Source organism: Lacticaseibacillus saniviri JCM 17471 = DSM 24301 (assembly GCF_001311785.1).
Taxonomy (GTDB): Bacteria; Bacillota; Bacilli; order Lactobacillales; family Lactobacillaceae; genus Lacticaseibacillus; species Lacticaseibacillus saniviri.
Genome location: NZ_BBBX01000007.1, coordinates 12,710 through 27,997 on the forward strand (window position 1 = coordinate 12,710; position 15,288 = coordinate 27,997).

Below are 15,288 nucleotides of genomic sequence, written 5' to 3' on the forward strand. Positions count from 1 at the left end.
GTAACCATGAATCCTGGCGCCACCTTCACTTATCAGGTGGTTGCCCAAGTGAGTCAGATTAACACCGTGATGCCTGCGGTTTCGGCAACAAATATCGCCATTGAGGAAGATGCCAAGGCCTACTGGCATGAGTTCTGGAACAGCAGTGATGTCACGATTGAAGCCAATCCCGAGTTGAATCGGGCCATTCACTACAATCTATTTCAACTCGCCGCCTCTGCGGGTCGTGATGGACGCACCAATATTCCTGCCAAAGGGTTGTCCGGTACCGGCTATGAGGCCATTACTTCTGGGATACCGAGATGTACATGTTGCCATTCTTCACTTACACCAATCCCGCGATTGCCAAACAGTTGCTTCAGTACCGACACAGCATCTTGCCACAGGCCAAACAGCGGGCCCGCACACTCGGTGTCGATCACGGTGCCCTATTTGCCTGGCGCACTATTAACGGCGAGGAAGCCAGTGCCTATTACCCTGCTGGTACAGCACAGTATCACATCGATGGTGATATCGCCTATGCAGTTGATCGCTACTACAATATCACGGGCGACCACGAGTTTATGGTCACCACTGGCCTTGAATTAATGATTGAAACCGCCCGCTTCTGGCAAGACTTCGGAAATTGGAGTCAGATCAATGGTAAGCGCCAATTCGGCTTTTATGATGTCACCGGGCCCGATGAGTACACCGCGATTGTAAACAATAATTACTACACCAATCGTCTGGCCAAGTTCAACTTGCAACGTGCAGCTGAACTGGTGACAGAATTTGCCGATCAAGCCACGGTACTGGGTGTCAAAGCGGATGAAGCAGACCAGTGGCACCAAACAGCCGATAGTGTCTACCTACCTTACAGTGAAGAACGACAAATCAATGAACAGGATGACAGTGCCTTTCAAAAGCCAGTCTGGCCATTTGAAACCACGCCTAAACAGAACTACCCATTGCTACTGCACTATCATCCACTGAATATCTACCGCTATCAGGTCAACAAACAAGCCGATACGCTGCTTGCTGATTATCTCTTCATGGACTTGCCACACGCTCAGCTCAAGCGTGAATACGCCTACTATGAGGCAATCACGACCCATGATTCATCGTTGTCTCGCTCAATCTTCAGTGTGCTCGCGGCACAATTGAATGACACCAAAAAGGCAACCGATTACTTCATGGATACCGCCCAAATGGATTTAGTTGACTTACAAGGCAACGCCAGCGACGGTCTGCACGTCGCCAATCTTGGCGGCAGCTGGTTGAGTATTGCGACAGGCTTTGGTGGCATTCAATTCAAAGATCAGTGTTTGCACATCGATAATCATTTACCGACAGCTTGGCCAGCGCTCACCATCCGGTTTTGTTATCGTGGTCGCCTGCTCGCCGTTCGCTATACCCATGAATCAACCGATGTTGCGCTCATCAAGGGCGAACCCGTTGAACTCATGGTCAATGGTAAGCGGCAGCAGATAACGACCGCAGAAAGGAGTTCACATTGAACTTATTCAAACGACACAAAACACTCAACTTATATGCACCTGTCTCAGGTCATCTGAAACCAATCACAGACGTTGCTGATCCTGTCTTCTCACAACGCGCTGTCGGTGATGGATTCGCCGTTGAACCAACGACTAGTGACATCTATTCACCCATTGAAGGCACAGTCACCTCGATTTTCCCGACCAAGCACGCGCTCACGCTGAAGGCCAAATCAGGTCAAGAAGTGTTGCTGCACATGGGTCTCGATACCGTGGAACTCAATGGTGAAGGCTTCACCATCTTGGTCACACCTGGTGAAAAAATCGATCAGTCAACCCAACTCGCGACGCTCGATCTCGCAAGTATTAAGGCGCACGACAAAATCACTGATATCTTAACTGTAATCAGCGATACCGACGTCAAATTACCTGATATCACTGCAGCAGATGTGAAGCAAGGCGATGTTATCGTCTCACAACCACTTTAAGTATCAGTCAACGTTCTTACACATACAAACAGCCTATGACAAAACCAATTTGGCTTGTCATAGGCTGTTTGTTTTACGGTCATTGTTGATTAACTGAGTTCCAAAAGGCAGAGAATTCCAGTTAACTAACATCACGCCAAATCCTAAATTCGGGATTTAGTCATGAAGTCCCTTAATCCTCACTCTCTAAACGCCTTTTGCCACATCTTCTTCCTATCAATTAGTCATCCTGACTCGAGATCGATACATCACGTGAAGACGAGCTAGAAGATGAAGAGGAAGATGAAGACGCAGACGATGTTTGTGAACTGCGATCAGCCGCCGCTTTTTCGCTGCTGCGCTTTGCTTCAGCTGAACTGACATCATCCGCAATCTTCTTGTCTGCTTCAGCCTCTGCCTTCTGGCGATCAGTCGTCAACTTATCCTGATCCGTTTGTCGCTGTTGCTGATACGCTGTCGTAACCGGTGTGAGCTTGGCCTGCAGCTCCTGGCGATAAGTCTCATCGACCAAAGCGGCCAGATCAACTTGGGCCTGCTCGTAATCCGTTTCATCCACTGGTGTTTTCACGACCCCGGTCACATAGAGTTGCGCGATGGCGTGCTTGGCCGTGGCGTTCAATTGCGCCTGCTTCTCGCCTAAAGTGATCAGCGTGGCCATATTCTGATGCCAGACGTCCTCGCGTTCCACAGCGCCCAACTTATCACGCATCGCTTGAAATTTGCTTTCCGTCATTGTGTGCTTGATCAAACGGTCGCTATGTAATTGATCGCCTTCGAGCACCGGCTTTTGAAAGGCTGCATTCAGCGTGGTTTGCAACTCAAAAGCAGTCTTGGCCTGCGTGTATCGATCTTGCAGCGTTGCTTGCTGATCACTTTGGCTCAACTTATCGAGATTCTGCGCGATGGCAGTCAGCTGTGTCGCTGTTGTCGTACGCTTAAAATAGCCCAGCTTGGGATCTGTATACAGTTGTGTTAATTGTTGATCGACGCGTTTTTCTGTTTGCGTCATCTGTTGTTGCTGAAGTGTGTTGACCTGTTGCCGCCAGTAGTAAAAGCCACCTGCAACGCCCGCAACGACAATCAATCCGACCAGCACCCACAGCCACGTTTTCTTTCGCATAGTGAACTCCTTTATTGATGGAATGACTTAATCTGTTCCGTTAACCGGTTATAATCAACCGTCACAACCAGTGGCGTTTGATTCAGCCGTGGAATCTTCACCTGATAGTGCACCAAGCCGTCTGTCGGTGTGTTGGTCAGTGCATAGCCGGTAATCGTCATCCGACTCAGATCCCCTTCACTGGCGACAAAATAGCCGCGAGGGTGCTCTTATCGCCATATGGCATCCCGTTCACGTAGGATTGTACATTGGGGTTATCGGGTTGAACCGCAGCTTTGCCCGTCAATCCTTGATAACGTTCACGATTGGTGTACTTATCAGCAAAGGCAGTCAATAGACTCGCAAATTGACTCTGACTCGCGATAAACGCATCATCCTTTGCCAACGCGATTGGATACGTCGTCGCCTTGTCTTGTGACGCCGTTAAGCCCACCAAGCGCTGATTACGCATCGATAACTTGGTCGTCAGCAATAGATATTGATCGCTATCTGCCGCAAACACACTTACCAGAGTGATTTCTTGGGTCGTCTGTTCTTGATCACGATAGATACCGGCTTCTTTGATGATTGTTTTAATGAATTTGAGGTCACTGTTGGTATTCAACACCGCGAGTTCTGTGCGCAATTGATTGAGGACGACAGTGGAAGTCGGCTGAAAATCACTCATCGCTTGTTCCAACTGACCGTCTTGCAATAACTGCGACAAGGGTGTACCAAACACGGTTGTCATCTGAGATCGAATCGTTTCTGCCTGGCTGAGTAAGGTTGCTGGCGGATTCTGTTCCAGATTCAGCGCATCAATCTTCGGCAACGTTTGAACCTGCTTGGTTTGCTGCTTCTCTTTTGGGACCAGCCACTCGAATGGAATTCTGAATTCTGGCAGATTACCGGTTGCGGCAACGGCACCACCGCCTGCCACCAACACAATAATGAATCCCCAAAAATAAACCAGCGATTGCGTGTTTTCAAATCCTCGCCTCCTCCTCACGTTGATATCTAGACAATATTATACCCGTTTTCAAGCGAAAATACTGCTCACCATTGACCATATCCCGGTAAAATAACACATCTTTTTCAGAAAAACGTTTTTTATTCCGATGCCGCGGTGATTTCCATGAAAATCGATAATGATTGTCACCATTTTAATCTATCCAAAAATGAAACGTCCTCTGGAAGCGCTTGACACAAGACTGGCGCAATGCTATTTTAAGGATGTAGTTGATTTTAAAACCCACTGGTAAAACAGGGGTATACCCTTAGGAGGAATTCTATTCATGCTTAAGTTAACAACCGGTCAACGTGCACACTTGGAACAATTATCCAATGACAACAACGTCATCTCCGCTTTGGCTATCGACCAACGGGGATCCATCAAGAAGATGATTGCTGCCGCAGCAAACAAGCCTTCCAATGAAACTGAAATTGTTCACTTCAAGGAAGCTGTTTCTGAAGAACTCACACCATACGCAAGCTCAATTCTTTTGGACCCTGAATATGGTCTGCCAGCAAGCAAGGTTCGTGCCGACAATGCCGGTTTACTTTTGGCCTATGAAAAGACAGGTTACGATGCAACAGAACCTGGTCGCTTCCCCCGATTTGATTACTGACCAATCCGCACTGCGCATTGCTGAAGAAGGCGGCGACGCAGTTAAATTCTTACTCTATTACGATGTTGATGAAAGTGATGATATCAACGATCGCAAGAAGGCATTCGTTGAACGTGTCGGGGCCGAAGCTAAGGCTAATGACCTGCCACTCTTCCTCGAATTAGTTTCTTACGATGGCACAATGGATAACGTGGCTGACGCTGCTTACGCCAAGGTTAAGCCACACAAGGTTATCGACATGACACGTGAATTCAGCAAGCCTCGCTACAACGTTTCTGTTTTGAAGCTTGAAGTGCCTGTTAACCAAAAGTTTGTTGAAGGCTTTACTGATGATGGTGTCGACGCTGTTTACTCACAAGATGAAGCAGCGAAGTACTACAAGGAACAAAGTGAAGCAACCGACTTACCATTCATCTTCTTATCCGCTGGTGTTACCAACGACTTATTCTTGAAAGAATTACAATTCGCCAAGAATGCTGGTTCAACCTTTAACGGTGTCCTCTGTGGCCGTGCCACATGGGCCGATGGCATCAAGCCATTCGCTGTTGACGGTGAAACTGCTGGCCGTGAATGGTTACGCACCGTTGGTAAAGGCAACATCGATCGTCTGAACGAAGTCTTAGCTAAGACAGCTACACCTTGGACTGACAAGGTTAGCAAGTAATTAATGACACTAAAAAGCACGGTAGCAATCTCATTGTGAGACGCTACCGTGCTTTTTTGATTCTAGTAGATGGCTTTCTCGTTCACTGAATCGTATACTAGAATTACCATAGGAGGATGATTCAATGAAAAATTATCAGCTTTATTGGTTGGCGCCGCAATTCTGGGTGGATTCGCGCTGGCACCAACTGTGAACCCTCAAGCGGCCAACACCGGCTACAATAAGATTAAGGGCTCACTGTCTGCCTTGAACGTCGATCTCAAGGTCACCGTAGCCACACCAGCTAAGAAAAAGGTGCAAACCTATACGGCAAAAGGCAAGCCTTCCAAGGTGTTACCGGCTAATACACGCTGGAACATGGTCGGGGAACAACTCGTTGGCAAGAACGATGTGCGCTATGACTTAGGCGGCGGTTACTGGGTCAAGGCAACCAGCGTAACGCCATCCATTACACCAGTCAGCTTATTCAAGAATTTCAAGACGACAACCTTTGTGGCTGGTGGCAATGGTGCAATGATAGAACCTGAGATTGGCGGCGTAGCTGGCACCCGGATTTTACGCGCCGGTAGTCAGTGGAAATACTATCAAAAGGTCTATCACAATCACAACCTCTGGTACAATCTCGGTGGCAATCAATGGACAACAAGTTTTAACTCATTCGAATAATATTTAGACAACAAAAAAGGTGTTGAGCTGCGACTAAATCGCGTCTCAACACCTTTTTTGTTAACCGACTAAACTGCCGTTTTCAAGTTGATTAGGCACTTCAATTAAAGTGATATCGCCGTCTGCGCTTTCCGCACTCAACAACATCCCTTCACTGACTTCACCGCGCAATGTCCGTGGCTTCAAGTTGACCACTGCCATCACCTTTTTGCCGACCAGTTCTTCGAAGTTAGGGTAGTACATCGCAATCCCAGAAAGAATCTGACGTGTGCCCTTATCCCCCGCGTCCAATGTGAACTTCAGTAGCTTATCGGCCTTCTTAACCTTCTCGACATTCAGGATCTCGGCCACACGGATTTCGCTCTTATCGAAAGTATCAAAATCGATTTCTTCCTTACGAGTTGCTTCATCCACGGTCACCTTATCAGGTAACTTAGGTGTCATTTGATCCTTGATGTAGGCAATCTCTTCCTCAACATCCAAGCGAGGGAAAATTGGTGTTCCCTTTTCAGCAACCTTAGCGCCTTCAGGCAAGTGCCCGAACGCCAATTGCATCTGATCGGAATCGGTTTGATCGAAGCCTAATTGACCAAAGATCTGAATTGGGGCGTGAGTCATCACTGGTTGAATCAGTAAGGCCACAACACGCAGACTTTCAGCTAAGTGTGCCATTACGCTTGCCAGTTCATCCGCTTTAGTGTCATCTTTAGCGAGTACCCATGGTTCGGTTTCATCGATGTACTTGTTCGCACGAGCGACTAAGCGCCAAACTTGATCCAAGGCATCAGAGAATTGCAGGTTGTTCATCAATTCGTGATACTTGGCGACAACATCTTCAGCAACGCTCGTCAAATCAGCATCAAACACTGTCACATTTGGCTTCAGTGCTGGAATCACACCATCTTCGTACTTGTTGATCATCGCAATTGTCCGGTTCAACAGGTTCCCCAAGTCATTGGCCAAGTCGTAATTGATCCGACCCACAAAATCTTCAGGGGTGAAGATGCCGTCGTTCCCGAATGGAATCGCGCGCATCAAGTAGTAACGCAACGCATCAAGACCATAACGTTCCACAATCATTTCAGGATAGATGGCATTGCCCTTGGACTTACTCATCTTGCCGTCCTTCATGACTAACCAGCCGTGACCATAGATCTTGTCAGGCAATGGCAAATCGAGTGCCATCAAAATAATTGGCCAGTAAATGGTGTGGAACCGTACGATTTCTTTACCAACTAATTGCACGTTAGCAGGCCAGTATTTATCAAATAAGTGTTGATCGTTGGTGCCGTAGCCCAGTGCGGAGATATAGTTCAGCAGCGCATCCACCCACACATAAACCACGTGCTTAGGATTACTTGGGACAGGCACACCCCAGTTGAAAGTGGTCCGACTGATAGCCAGATCTTCCAAACCAGGTTTGATGAAGTTATTGATCATTTCATTCTTGCGTGAAACGGGTTGAATGAAATCAGGATGCGCATCGTAGTACGCCAACAATTGGTCGACATACTTGCTCATTTTGAAGAAATAACTCTCTTCCTTGACCAATTCAACTTCGTGACCGGATGGGGCCTTCCCACCAATCACATTGCCATCATCATCGCGATAAACTTCAGCTAACTGGGTTTCGGTGAAGTATTCTTCATCGTCCACAGAGTACCAGCCGACATATTCGCCGAGATAGATGTCACCTTTTGCAATCAGCTTTTCAACCACTTTTTGAACGGTCACCATGTGTTCCTTATCGGTGGTCCGAATGAACTTATCATTGGTGATTTCGAGTAACTTCCAGAGTTGCTTGATCTGGGTTGCCATCCCATCAACATAAGCTTGAGGGGTGATGTTCAAGGCATCCGCCTTTTGTTCAATCTTCAAGCCGTGTTCGTCAGTTCCCGTAAGGAAAAAGACATCGTAGCCCATCAAGCGTTTGTAGCGCGCCAAAACATCGGCCGCGATTGTGGTATACGCGTTACCGATGTGAAGCTTGCCTGATGGATAGTAGATCGGCGTCGTAACATAAAAAGTTGGTTTTCCTGCCATAATAGTGCCTCCTGCAACAAGGTATCGTTTTAATGAGATTGTGTTAAGTATAGCATAGCTGTGAAAAGAGTGACGGAGGAATTCACGGCAAAACCAAGTTCTCGCTGTGTTTCATCAAAATAATCCCATTTGTCTGGGACCCAAGTGGTCAAAGTGAAGGCCCAGCAAGTCGATGAACTGCAGCGCATTGTCGGCCGCATCACCGCCACCATTGTTATTAAAAATAACCGTCACTTGTTTTGATGTGAGCTGCTGCGCAATCTCCCCCAGATGTGTGAGCTCATCCGTTGCATAGCGGTAATTGGTCCGTTCTTTGCGCCACTGCGCGGATCGATTCGCCCACCCGACCAAATTATGGCCGTGCAGGCGCATGATTGTCAGCTCAGAATTGGTGGCAACGGGCACCAGTGGCACACTGCCACTGACTGTCTGTGGTTCATCGACCACGACATGAATGAAGTTCAAGTGTTGCAATAAGTCGAGCGTCGATTGGCGATAGACGTCACTATACCAGCTGTCGTGACGAAACTCGATGGCAACCGGTAATGTGGGATAGAGCTGTCGCACCAGTCGCAGATAGCGAACTGATTTTTGATTTACACCAAAAACGGTGGCATCTGAAATAGAATAGCGCGCAGCTGCTTGCTTTGAATCAATGGCTGTAAGCTTGATTCCAGCGCCTGGAATTGTTCGGGCAACGTCGGTGAGTCCTCATCCATTTTGGTTTGGCCCGTCATCATGCCTGTGGCTTTGACGATAAACTGAAACTGCGGTGGCACCTGTTCCTGCCAGCGCCGCACCACATCAGGTGACTTGAGTCCGTAAAACGTGGTGTCGAGCTCCACCACAGGAAAATATTGCGCGTAATCGACCAAGGTGCTGGTCGATTTGCCCGTGGCCGAGAGTTGCGGGTGTTCAGCGACACTCGTCAGACCGACATCAATCATCTTCAATCACCAACCGTTCAAAGTGTTCACCGCGGAAGTCCGACCGATACGTGTGGCGTTCACCAGCAAGCAATGTGGGGAGCACCGCCGACAAATCCGGCACAACGCCCAAATTATCCGTCAGCAACCAGTCGCGACTCACCGTAGCCAGAATCCCCTCACGCGTTTGCTTGGGCTGGGGCAGTGACCAGTCCGTCTGCCCAGTAAAGAGATAGAGGTCGCCACGCAAACTGCCATCCACATACCAATGAATCAGGCCACGGTCATGCAGCGCAACATCAGTCAGGCCACTTTCCTCCATTAATTCTCGGTTAGCGCCCATCATTGGCGATTCATCTGCTTCAATTTTGCCACCTAACGCGTTCCACATGCCGCGATATGGCGGCTTTGCGCGATTAATCAGTAAGAAGCCACTGGCCGTTTCGACAACAATCAATGTGTAAGCTTTCGTCATTTTGGTCACTCCTTTACTCTTATGAAAGTGTACCACATCGGACATTAGAAACCGTTTTCGGCAATGTGGCGAAAAACCCGCACGCTTTTTGGGCACGTTGCCATACCGAATTAAACCGCTTTCAAATATACTGAGGGTATCAAATCGAAAAAGGAACGGTGAAACTCATGGTTGATATCGCCTTAGATCATATTTATAAGAAATATCCAAATGCTGAAAACTACTCTGTTATGGACTTCAACTTACACGTCAAGGATAAGGAATTCATCGTCTTCGTTGGCCCTTCTGGGTGTGGTAAGAGTACCACATTGCGGATGATTGCTGGCCTTGAAGATATCACTGAAGGGGAACTCAAGATTGGCGACCAAGTCATGAATGATGTGGCACCTAAGGATCGTGATATTGCGATGGTTTTCCAAAACTACGCCCTGTATCCACATATGACCGTGTTCGACAATATGGCATTCGGCTTGAAGCTGCGTAAGTATGAAAAAGAAGATATTCAAAAGCGGGTTGATAACGCCGCAAACATCCTGGGCTTAACCGAATTCCTGGACCGTAAGCCTGCCGCATTATCAGGTGGTCAACGTCAACGTGTGGCTTTGGGCCGTGCGATTGTGCGTGATGCGCCTATCTTCTTGTTCGATGAACCATTATCTAACTTGGATGCCAAGTTGCGTGTTTCCATGCGTGCTGAAATCGCCAAGTTACACCAAATGTTGAACACGACCACCATCTACGTTACCCATGACCAAACAGAAGCGATGACCATGGCTGATCGGGTGGTTGTTATGTCCGTTGGTAAGATTCAGCAAATCGGGACACCTGCCGAAGTTTATGACAACCCTCGTAACGAATTCGTTGCTGGATTCATCGGCAGTCCCGCAATGAACTTCTTCAACGTGACTTATAAGGACGGCACAATCTCTGATGGCCAAGGGCTGACCCTGAAGTTACCAGAAGGCCGTGCCAAAATCTTGAACGACCGCGGCTACAACGGCAAAGAAGTTGTCTTTGGGATTCGTCCAGAAGATATCCATACTGAACAAGCCTTCCTCGAAACTTGGCCAGGCGCCAAGGTCGAAGCCGAAGTTGTTGTTTCCGAATTACTCGGCGCAACCTCACAACTCTATAGCCGTGTTGATGGCACTGAATTCGTTGCAACTGTTGATGCACGTGACTTCCACAACCCTGGTGACAAGGTTGAAATGGGCTTTGATATCAACAAGGCACACTTCTTCGATAAGGAAAGCACCAATGCCATTGTGACGAAGGAATCCGAAGAAGCCATGACAACGGAACAGGCACAAGCTTAATAGAGTGCGAACTCACATGTTTTGACTGTGAGCACTAACGGAACCAGCGTTAAATTGCGATTTGTGCAATTGACGCTGGTTTTTGTTAGGCGGAACAGGCAGTGTGAGTGAGCACGTTTAGAGCGTGACAAGTCCCGGGTAGCAATCGAGTACTAGCAAATTTTGAACGTGGTGCCAGCCATGGCACGAGTGAAAAGTGGCTAGACGGAAATTGTTGGGACTGGGAACGCGTTTAGAGTGCGAACCCACACGCTTTGGCTGTGGCAAGTCCCGCTCAGAGCAAACAAAAAGAAGGTCCGACATTTGCCGGACCTTCTTTTTGTGCGCGTTATGGTCAGCAATCATCAACGAGTGGTGGTCTCACAAGTCATTGAACGCTATCCCGCGCAAGTAAGTATCGTCATTTCTAACCCAAACACAACCCAAGCTTTGTCATCAATCTGTCTCCAAAATCCAGATCGACTTTTCTGAGCCAGTCAGTGTGCCGCACTGTTACTCAAGAAAATTCAATTAAATCACTACCCCTAATGATCCAATTAACATCACCTAATTTACAGGGTTTCCCGAGCTTTGTCAATCACATAAAATACCGCTAAAGATTGTTTAAAAACGAATAATATGCATAATAAAAATGAAATTTTCAACCCCAATAATTCAAAACGCTGTTAATCCGGTATATCTCACTTAAAATCACCAATAATACGACACTAAGGGACACATGCGGCCTGCTTGCAAGGTAAAAATATACTCAAAAGTATCGTGACACCAATTATATGACAGAGTGATTAATTGAACTGGTCGGCGCGCGCCCATTGATGCCCACCAAGATGATAGAAGAGAACGCCATTGAATTTTTCTGCAGCAACATGCCACTTCGTTCCTGGCTGAAGCACTTTACCGGTACCATTGCTGGAATAACTTGCGCCATTCAAGACGGCGACAGGTTTTGCTCCTACCGTCACCGTTTTATCGACGGCGATATTCACATAGTTTGCAACAACCCAACGATTGCCACCCAAATTATACCAAGCCATATTGTCATACCAGTATTGATCTTTAAAAGTTGCCACACTGAAAACACGCCACTTAGTCCCATGCTTCAATGTCTGCCCCGTAATGGGTGTTCCGGTGAGCGGCGCATTCCATACCGCCACGCCATAGCCTGGCACATAATCCACTTGGCCAACAGCTTGATTGGTGTGACTGTCAGCTTTCCTGATTTCACTGCTGATGTAGTCACAGTCGCAGGTGTCGCAGCGTGAACTGGTTCGCTATGTACGGCTGCGCCAATACCTGATAAACCCAATAACATTGCTGCAATCATCATTGTCTTTTTCATCATAATTCTCTCCTTTTTTGAACACAGTTCTTCTTTCGTATACAACTAAGGAAGTTCATTTGAATCATAGACGCTTGTCTGGCGTTCATTGGCTGATGGTACCGAGCGGAAATGCGCTCATGTGGCTTTATTTAAACTGATCAGCGCGTGCCCACTGGTTCCCACCAAGATTATAGAAGAGAACACCACTGAACCGTTCTGCAACAACGCGCCACTTGGTTCCTGGCTGAATCACTTTACCAGTTCCCTTGCTTGAATAGCTCGACCCGGACAGAATGTTTACCGGTTTTGCACCAACAGTAACGGTTTTGTTAACAAAGATATCCAAGTAGGTGCCGTCAACCCATTGACCGCCGCCAAGATTATACCAAGCAACGCCATTAATCATCGCTTTTTCGAACAACCGCCATGTTGTGCCAGTCTTTAATGTCTTTCCTTTGTTGACAATCACATTAGGCGAACCCCATACAGCAATCCCATAACCTTTGACGTAATCAACCCGGCCTACAGCCTTGATTGATGTCACATCTGCTTGCCAAGGCAATACCTTCGATGGATTCACAACCCCTGTTGTTGCCGCATTCACTTGCGCTCCCTGCATTGCGGCGCCCACACCTGACAAGCCGAGCAAAGCAGCGGCAATAACCAGTGTCTTTTTCACAATAATTCCTCCTCGTTTTCGAACAAGTTTAGATGCCTCGCCATTAGCATCTCTCGTTCAACACAATTTAGATTACCGCTTTGTAACATAATTGTCAAATTACTGTAACATAAAACAAAGCCCAATATTTAGGAATAAGTGCCTATAAATAGGCGTTTATAAAAATTAAAAAATATAATCGTTTTTGTGACAAAAATGTTACAAAAAGATGCGTTGCAACAAATTGTTACAACGCACCGGTTGATGAGTTAGATGGCATCATTCAGCTCGATTGTTAATATCACCGTGAACCGTGTTGGCTTCACCTGAAATTCCGCAAAAATCGCGTCATTTTGCGCCAACAACTCACTGGCACTAGCGAGACCGACGCCGCGATTATCACCTTTGGTCGAATAGCCCATGGTTGCAAGTCGATCGAGTGCAATCGGTTGATTCGCCGCGTAGCTATTCTCAATGATGATTTCGAGTGTCTGATCAACCTCAATTAGCGCGACATTCACTTTTTTATCACTGCTCTCAGCTGCAGCTTCAATCGCATTATCAAGGAAGATGCCTAATAACCGATTGACTGTCACAGCTTGGGCTGCCAGTGATTCGATTACCATATTGGTCTCGACATCAAAATCGACCTGGTCCTGTTGGGCCGCCATCATCTTGGCCACAATCAGCCCATGAATGGCGCTATCATGGATCTGGTCAACACGAGTATCACTCACTGTTGTGGTATCTGTCTCAATCAGTTGGTCAAGTGTCTGCTCAATCTTGGCCACATCATTTTTTTGCGCCATCGCGTACAAACCGACCAACAAATTTTGATTGTCATGTTTGAATGCACGCAGTTTTTCATAGCTGTGTTCCAATTGCTGCACGTAATGTTCATTCGCAGCTAATTGTTGTGCTTGATGTTCACGAGTCACACTCGCCAAATGCGTTGAAACCACCGCCATCACCAGTAAGAGCCCCACGGTGACAATGATTGCCATCCAGAAGATGATGAGTCCCCACTGTTCAATCATGAGCCCGAACCAATCAAACATCTGCCGCAACAAGATGAAGAGTAACAACAACCCACTCAGAAGGTTCAAGAACACGCGCTCTGTCCAATCATCGATATAACGCGCCAAACGCGGTCGCACGCGATGACTAATCCAACGCACCAAGGCGTATCCAAGCGCCAATACCAGTGCAAATAGCAATGTATTGATACCAACAAACAACTTATTGTAGGCAGCCGTCGTCAAGTGCGCACGTTTGAAAATCACTTGGGTGAGTACACCCACAATATTGACAATCACGAGGTTCGCCAGCATTGCCCGCACATAATTCATGAACGTATATATCCCTGGACGCTGATGCACTCGGAATAATCCCGCATAAGTCAGGGCAAGCAAGAAAATACTGGCGCTAAACCACCAGTAGTCCGCGTACATGATGATTGGGATTGAGACGAGAGCCACACCAAGGTTCCACGAGGTTCGAATCGTCTTTGATTGTCCAAACAAAATGAGATAGAAGAAACCAATTGTAATGCCATCAATGACTGTTAACGTCAACGAGCCATAATCCACCATCTACCTTACTCCTTTTAATGTCCGCCTGGATACATGATATCATCTCCTTTCGGATCAGTGTTTCATATCTTGTAATGCTTGGTGTAATAATTTGATTGTTTGCTTAGAGCCGATCAATTCGCTGCCATCGACAAATACAATGCGATCCGTCGCCATGTCAACACTCGCAATCCGCTTGGTGTTGAGCAACGTTTGCTTGTCCAGTCGATAGAATTGTGGCAGTGCCATACTGATACGCTTCAGTGTGTCGCGAAATTCAATGACGGTGTTTGTCGCATGCAGGACAACCTTGTGAATCGCACTATCGCCGGTGGTGAAATAGTCGATTTCAAACACTGGGACGCGACGCACACGGGCCCGATCCGATATGATAAAGTAGTCCGTTTGATCATCACTGGGATGAATCTGGCGTTCACGGGCCAGATGCATATCTTTGATCAACTCTTGCTCGATATGCTTAATACCGCGATCCTTCTCTATCATATCGAGTGGTTCCACTTTATACCGGAAAATTGTTGGTGCCAACTCATCGTGGGTCGTGATAAAGACAATCTTCGCTGTCGTGTCAGCTTTACGGATTGCCATCCCGAGATCGAGTCCTTTGACCAGCGAATCAGAAAATTCTATATCAAGAATATATAATCGCGAGTTTTCTGGATCTGGGGTCTGTTCAATCAATTCCAAAACATCCGTTGGATTACTGGTGGCGAGAATCAGATCGCCAGGAAACTGATTGGCGATAATCTCATTATTCACAATCAGTTTGTAGATATTCAGCAATTCCGTGTTATCTTCACACATGACAATTTCTAGCATTTGACTCGCCTTCTTTCCAAATATACTTTTTAATGCTCATGACGCTTTCCTATCCTTTAAACGGATAGTTAGGTGTGGTAAACTTAATTCAATTAATCTAATTGAGGTGATCATCATTTTT

At 47.0% G+C, this 15,288-nt stretch carries 14 protein-coding genes and 2 pseudogenes; 5 read left to right on the forward strand and 11 right to left on the reverse strand.

The features are described 5' to 3' along the window. The first annotated feature begins 308 nt into the window (after positions 1-308). Positions 309-1,496 (forward strand): glycosyl hydrolase family 65 domain-containing protein, encoded by a 1,188-nt coding sequence (locus tag JCM17471_RS15045; protein ID WP_263849418.1) that lies wholly within the window; start codon positions 309-311, stop codon positions 1,494-1,496. Further along, positions 1,493-1,963 carry a PTS sugar transporter subunit IIA gene (locus JCM17471_RS05030; protein ID WP_054777053.1) on the forward strand — a complete coding sequence of 157 codons (471 nt, stop codon included), beginning with the start codon at positions 1,493-1,495 and terminating at the stop codon, positions 1,961-1,963. The genes JCM17471_RS15045 and JCM17471_RS05030 overlap by 4 nt, the downstream gene beginning before the upstream one ends. 220 nt (positions 1,964-2,183) lie before the next feature. On the opposite strand, the gene JCM17471_RS05035 is transcribed toward JCM17471_RS05030, so the two are convergent. From JCM17471_RS05035 to JCM17471_RS05040, 3 genes are read right to left on the reverse strand one after another with little or no spacing between them, the layout of a single operon-like run. Beyond that, positions 2,184-3,083 (reverse strand): cell division site-positioning protein MapZ family protein, encoded by a 900-nt coding sequence (locus tag JCM17471_RS05035; protein ID WP_054777054.1) that lies wholly within the window; start codon positions 3,081-3,083, stop codon positions 2,184-2,186. 11 nt (positions 3,084-3,094) lie between these two features. Next, entirely contained in the window at positions 3,095-3,244 is a 150-nt protein-coding gene (locus JCM17471_RS13995; RefSeq protein WP_156321606.1) for a hypothetical protein, read from the reverse strand. A 5-nt stretch (positions 3,245-3,249) separates the two neighbouring features. After that, positions 3,250-4,008: a hypothetical protein gene (locus JCM17471_RS05040; protein WP_054777055.1), complete on the reverse strand. Its 759-nt coding sequence runs from the start codon at positions 4,006-4,008 to the stop codon at positions 3,250-3,252. 349 nt (positions 4,009-4,357) lie between these two features. Here JCM17471_RS05040 and JCM17471_RS05045 point away from each other — a divergent pair. Continuing rightward, positions 4,358-5,354: pseudogene (locus JCM17471_RS05045) on the forward strand (tagatose-bisphosphate aldolase). A 144-nt stretch (positions 5,355-5,498) separates the two neighbouring features. Beyond that, positions 5,499-6,020, forward strand: a complete 522-nt coding sequence (locus JCM17471_RS05050; RefSeq protein WP_054777056.1) for a hypothetical protein — start codon at positions 5,499-5,501, stop codon at positions 6,018-6,020. A 60-nt stretch (positions 6,021-6,080) separates the two neighbouring features. On the opposite strand, the gene metG is transcribed toward JCM17471_RS05050, so the two are convergent. The 3 genes and pseudogenes from metG to JCM17471_RS05065 form a co-directional block, all read right to left on the reverse strand. Continuing rightward, positions 6,081-8,063, reverse strand: a complete 1,983-nt coding sequence (metG, locus tag JCM17471_RS05055) for a methionine--tRNA ligase (RefSeq protein WP_054777057.1) — start codon at positions 8,061-8,063, stop codon at positions 6,081-6,083. 114 nt (positions 8,064-8,177) lie between these two features. After that, a pseudogene (locus JCM17471_RS05060) lies at positions 8,178-9,010 on the reverse strand (DUF72 domain-containing protein). Further along, on the reverse strand, positions 9,003-9,464 hold the full coding sequence (locus JCM17471_RS05065) for an NUDIX hydrolase (RefSeq protein WP_054777058.1): 462 nt from the start codon (positions 9,462-9,464) through the stop codon (positions 9,003-9,005). Before JCM17471_RS05065 ends, JCM17471_RS05060 begins: the two are co-directional and overlap by 8 nt. Before the next feature lie 167 nt (positions 9,465-9,631). Here JCM17471_RS05065 and JCM17471_RS05070 point away from each other — a divergent pair, with 167 nt between their 5' ends. Further along, entirely contained in the window at positions 9,632-10,780 is a 1,149-nt protein-coding gene (locus tag JCM17471_RS05070) for an ABC transporter ATP-binding protein (RefSeq protein ID WP_054777059.1), read from the forward strand. Positions 10,781-11,565: 785 nt separating this feature from the next. Here the strand turns inward: JCM17471_RS05070 and JCM17471_RS05075 are convergent. The 5 genes from JCM17471_RS05075 to JCM17471_RS05095 all read right to left on the reverse strand — a co-directional run bounded on the left by JCM17471_RS05075 (position 11,566) and on the right by JCM17471_RS05095 (position 15,167). Further along, entirely contained in the window at positions 11,566-11,850 is a 285-nt protein-coding gene (locus tag JCM17471_RS05075; protein WP_162208356.1) for a hypothetical protein, read from the reverse strand. 29 nt (positions 11,851-11,879) lie between these two features. Beyond that, positions 11,880-12,122 carry a hypothetical protein gene (locus JCM17471_RS14430; RefSeq protein WP_162208357.1) on the reverse strand — a complete coding sequence of 81 codons (243 nt, stop codon included), beginning with the start codon at positions 12,120-12,122 and terminating at the stop codon, positions 11,880-11,882. Between the two features lie 124 nt (positions 12,123-12,246). Beyond that, complete coding sequence (locus JCM17471_RS05085; protein ID WP_054777062.1) at positions 12,247-12,780, reverse strand: SLAP domain-containing protein; 534 nt, start codon at positions 12,778-12,780, stop codon at positions 12,247-12,249. A gap of 248 nt (positions 12,781-13,028) precedes the next feature. Continuing rightward, a complete protein-coding gene (locus JCM17471_RS05090; RefSeq protein WP_054777063.1) occupies positions 13,029-14,351 on the reverse strand; it encodes a sensor histidine kinase in 1,323 nt (440 codons plus the stop codon). A gap of 54 nt (positions 14,352-14,405) precedes the next feature. Continuing rightward, complete coding sequence (locus JCM17471_RS05095; RefSeq protein WP_054777064.1) at positions 14,406-15,167, reverse strand: response regulator transcription factor; 762 nt, start codon at positions 15,165-15,167, stop codon at positions 14,406-14,408. Positions 15,168-15,288 lie beyond the last annotated feature (121 nt).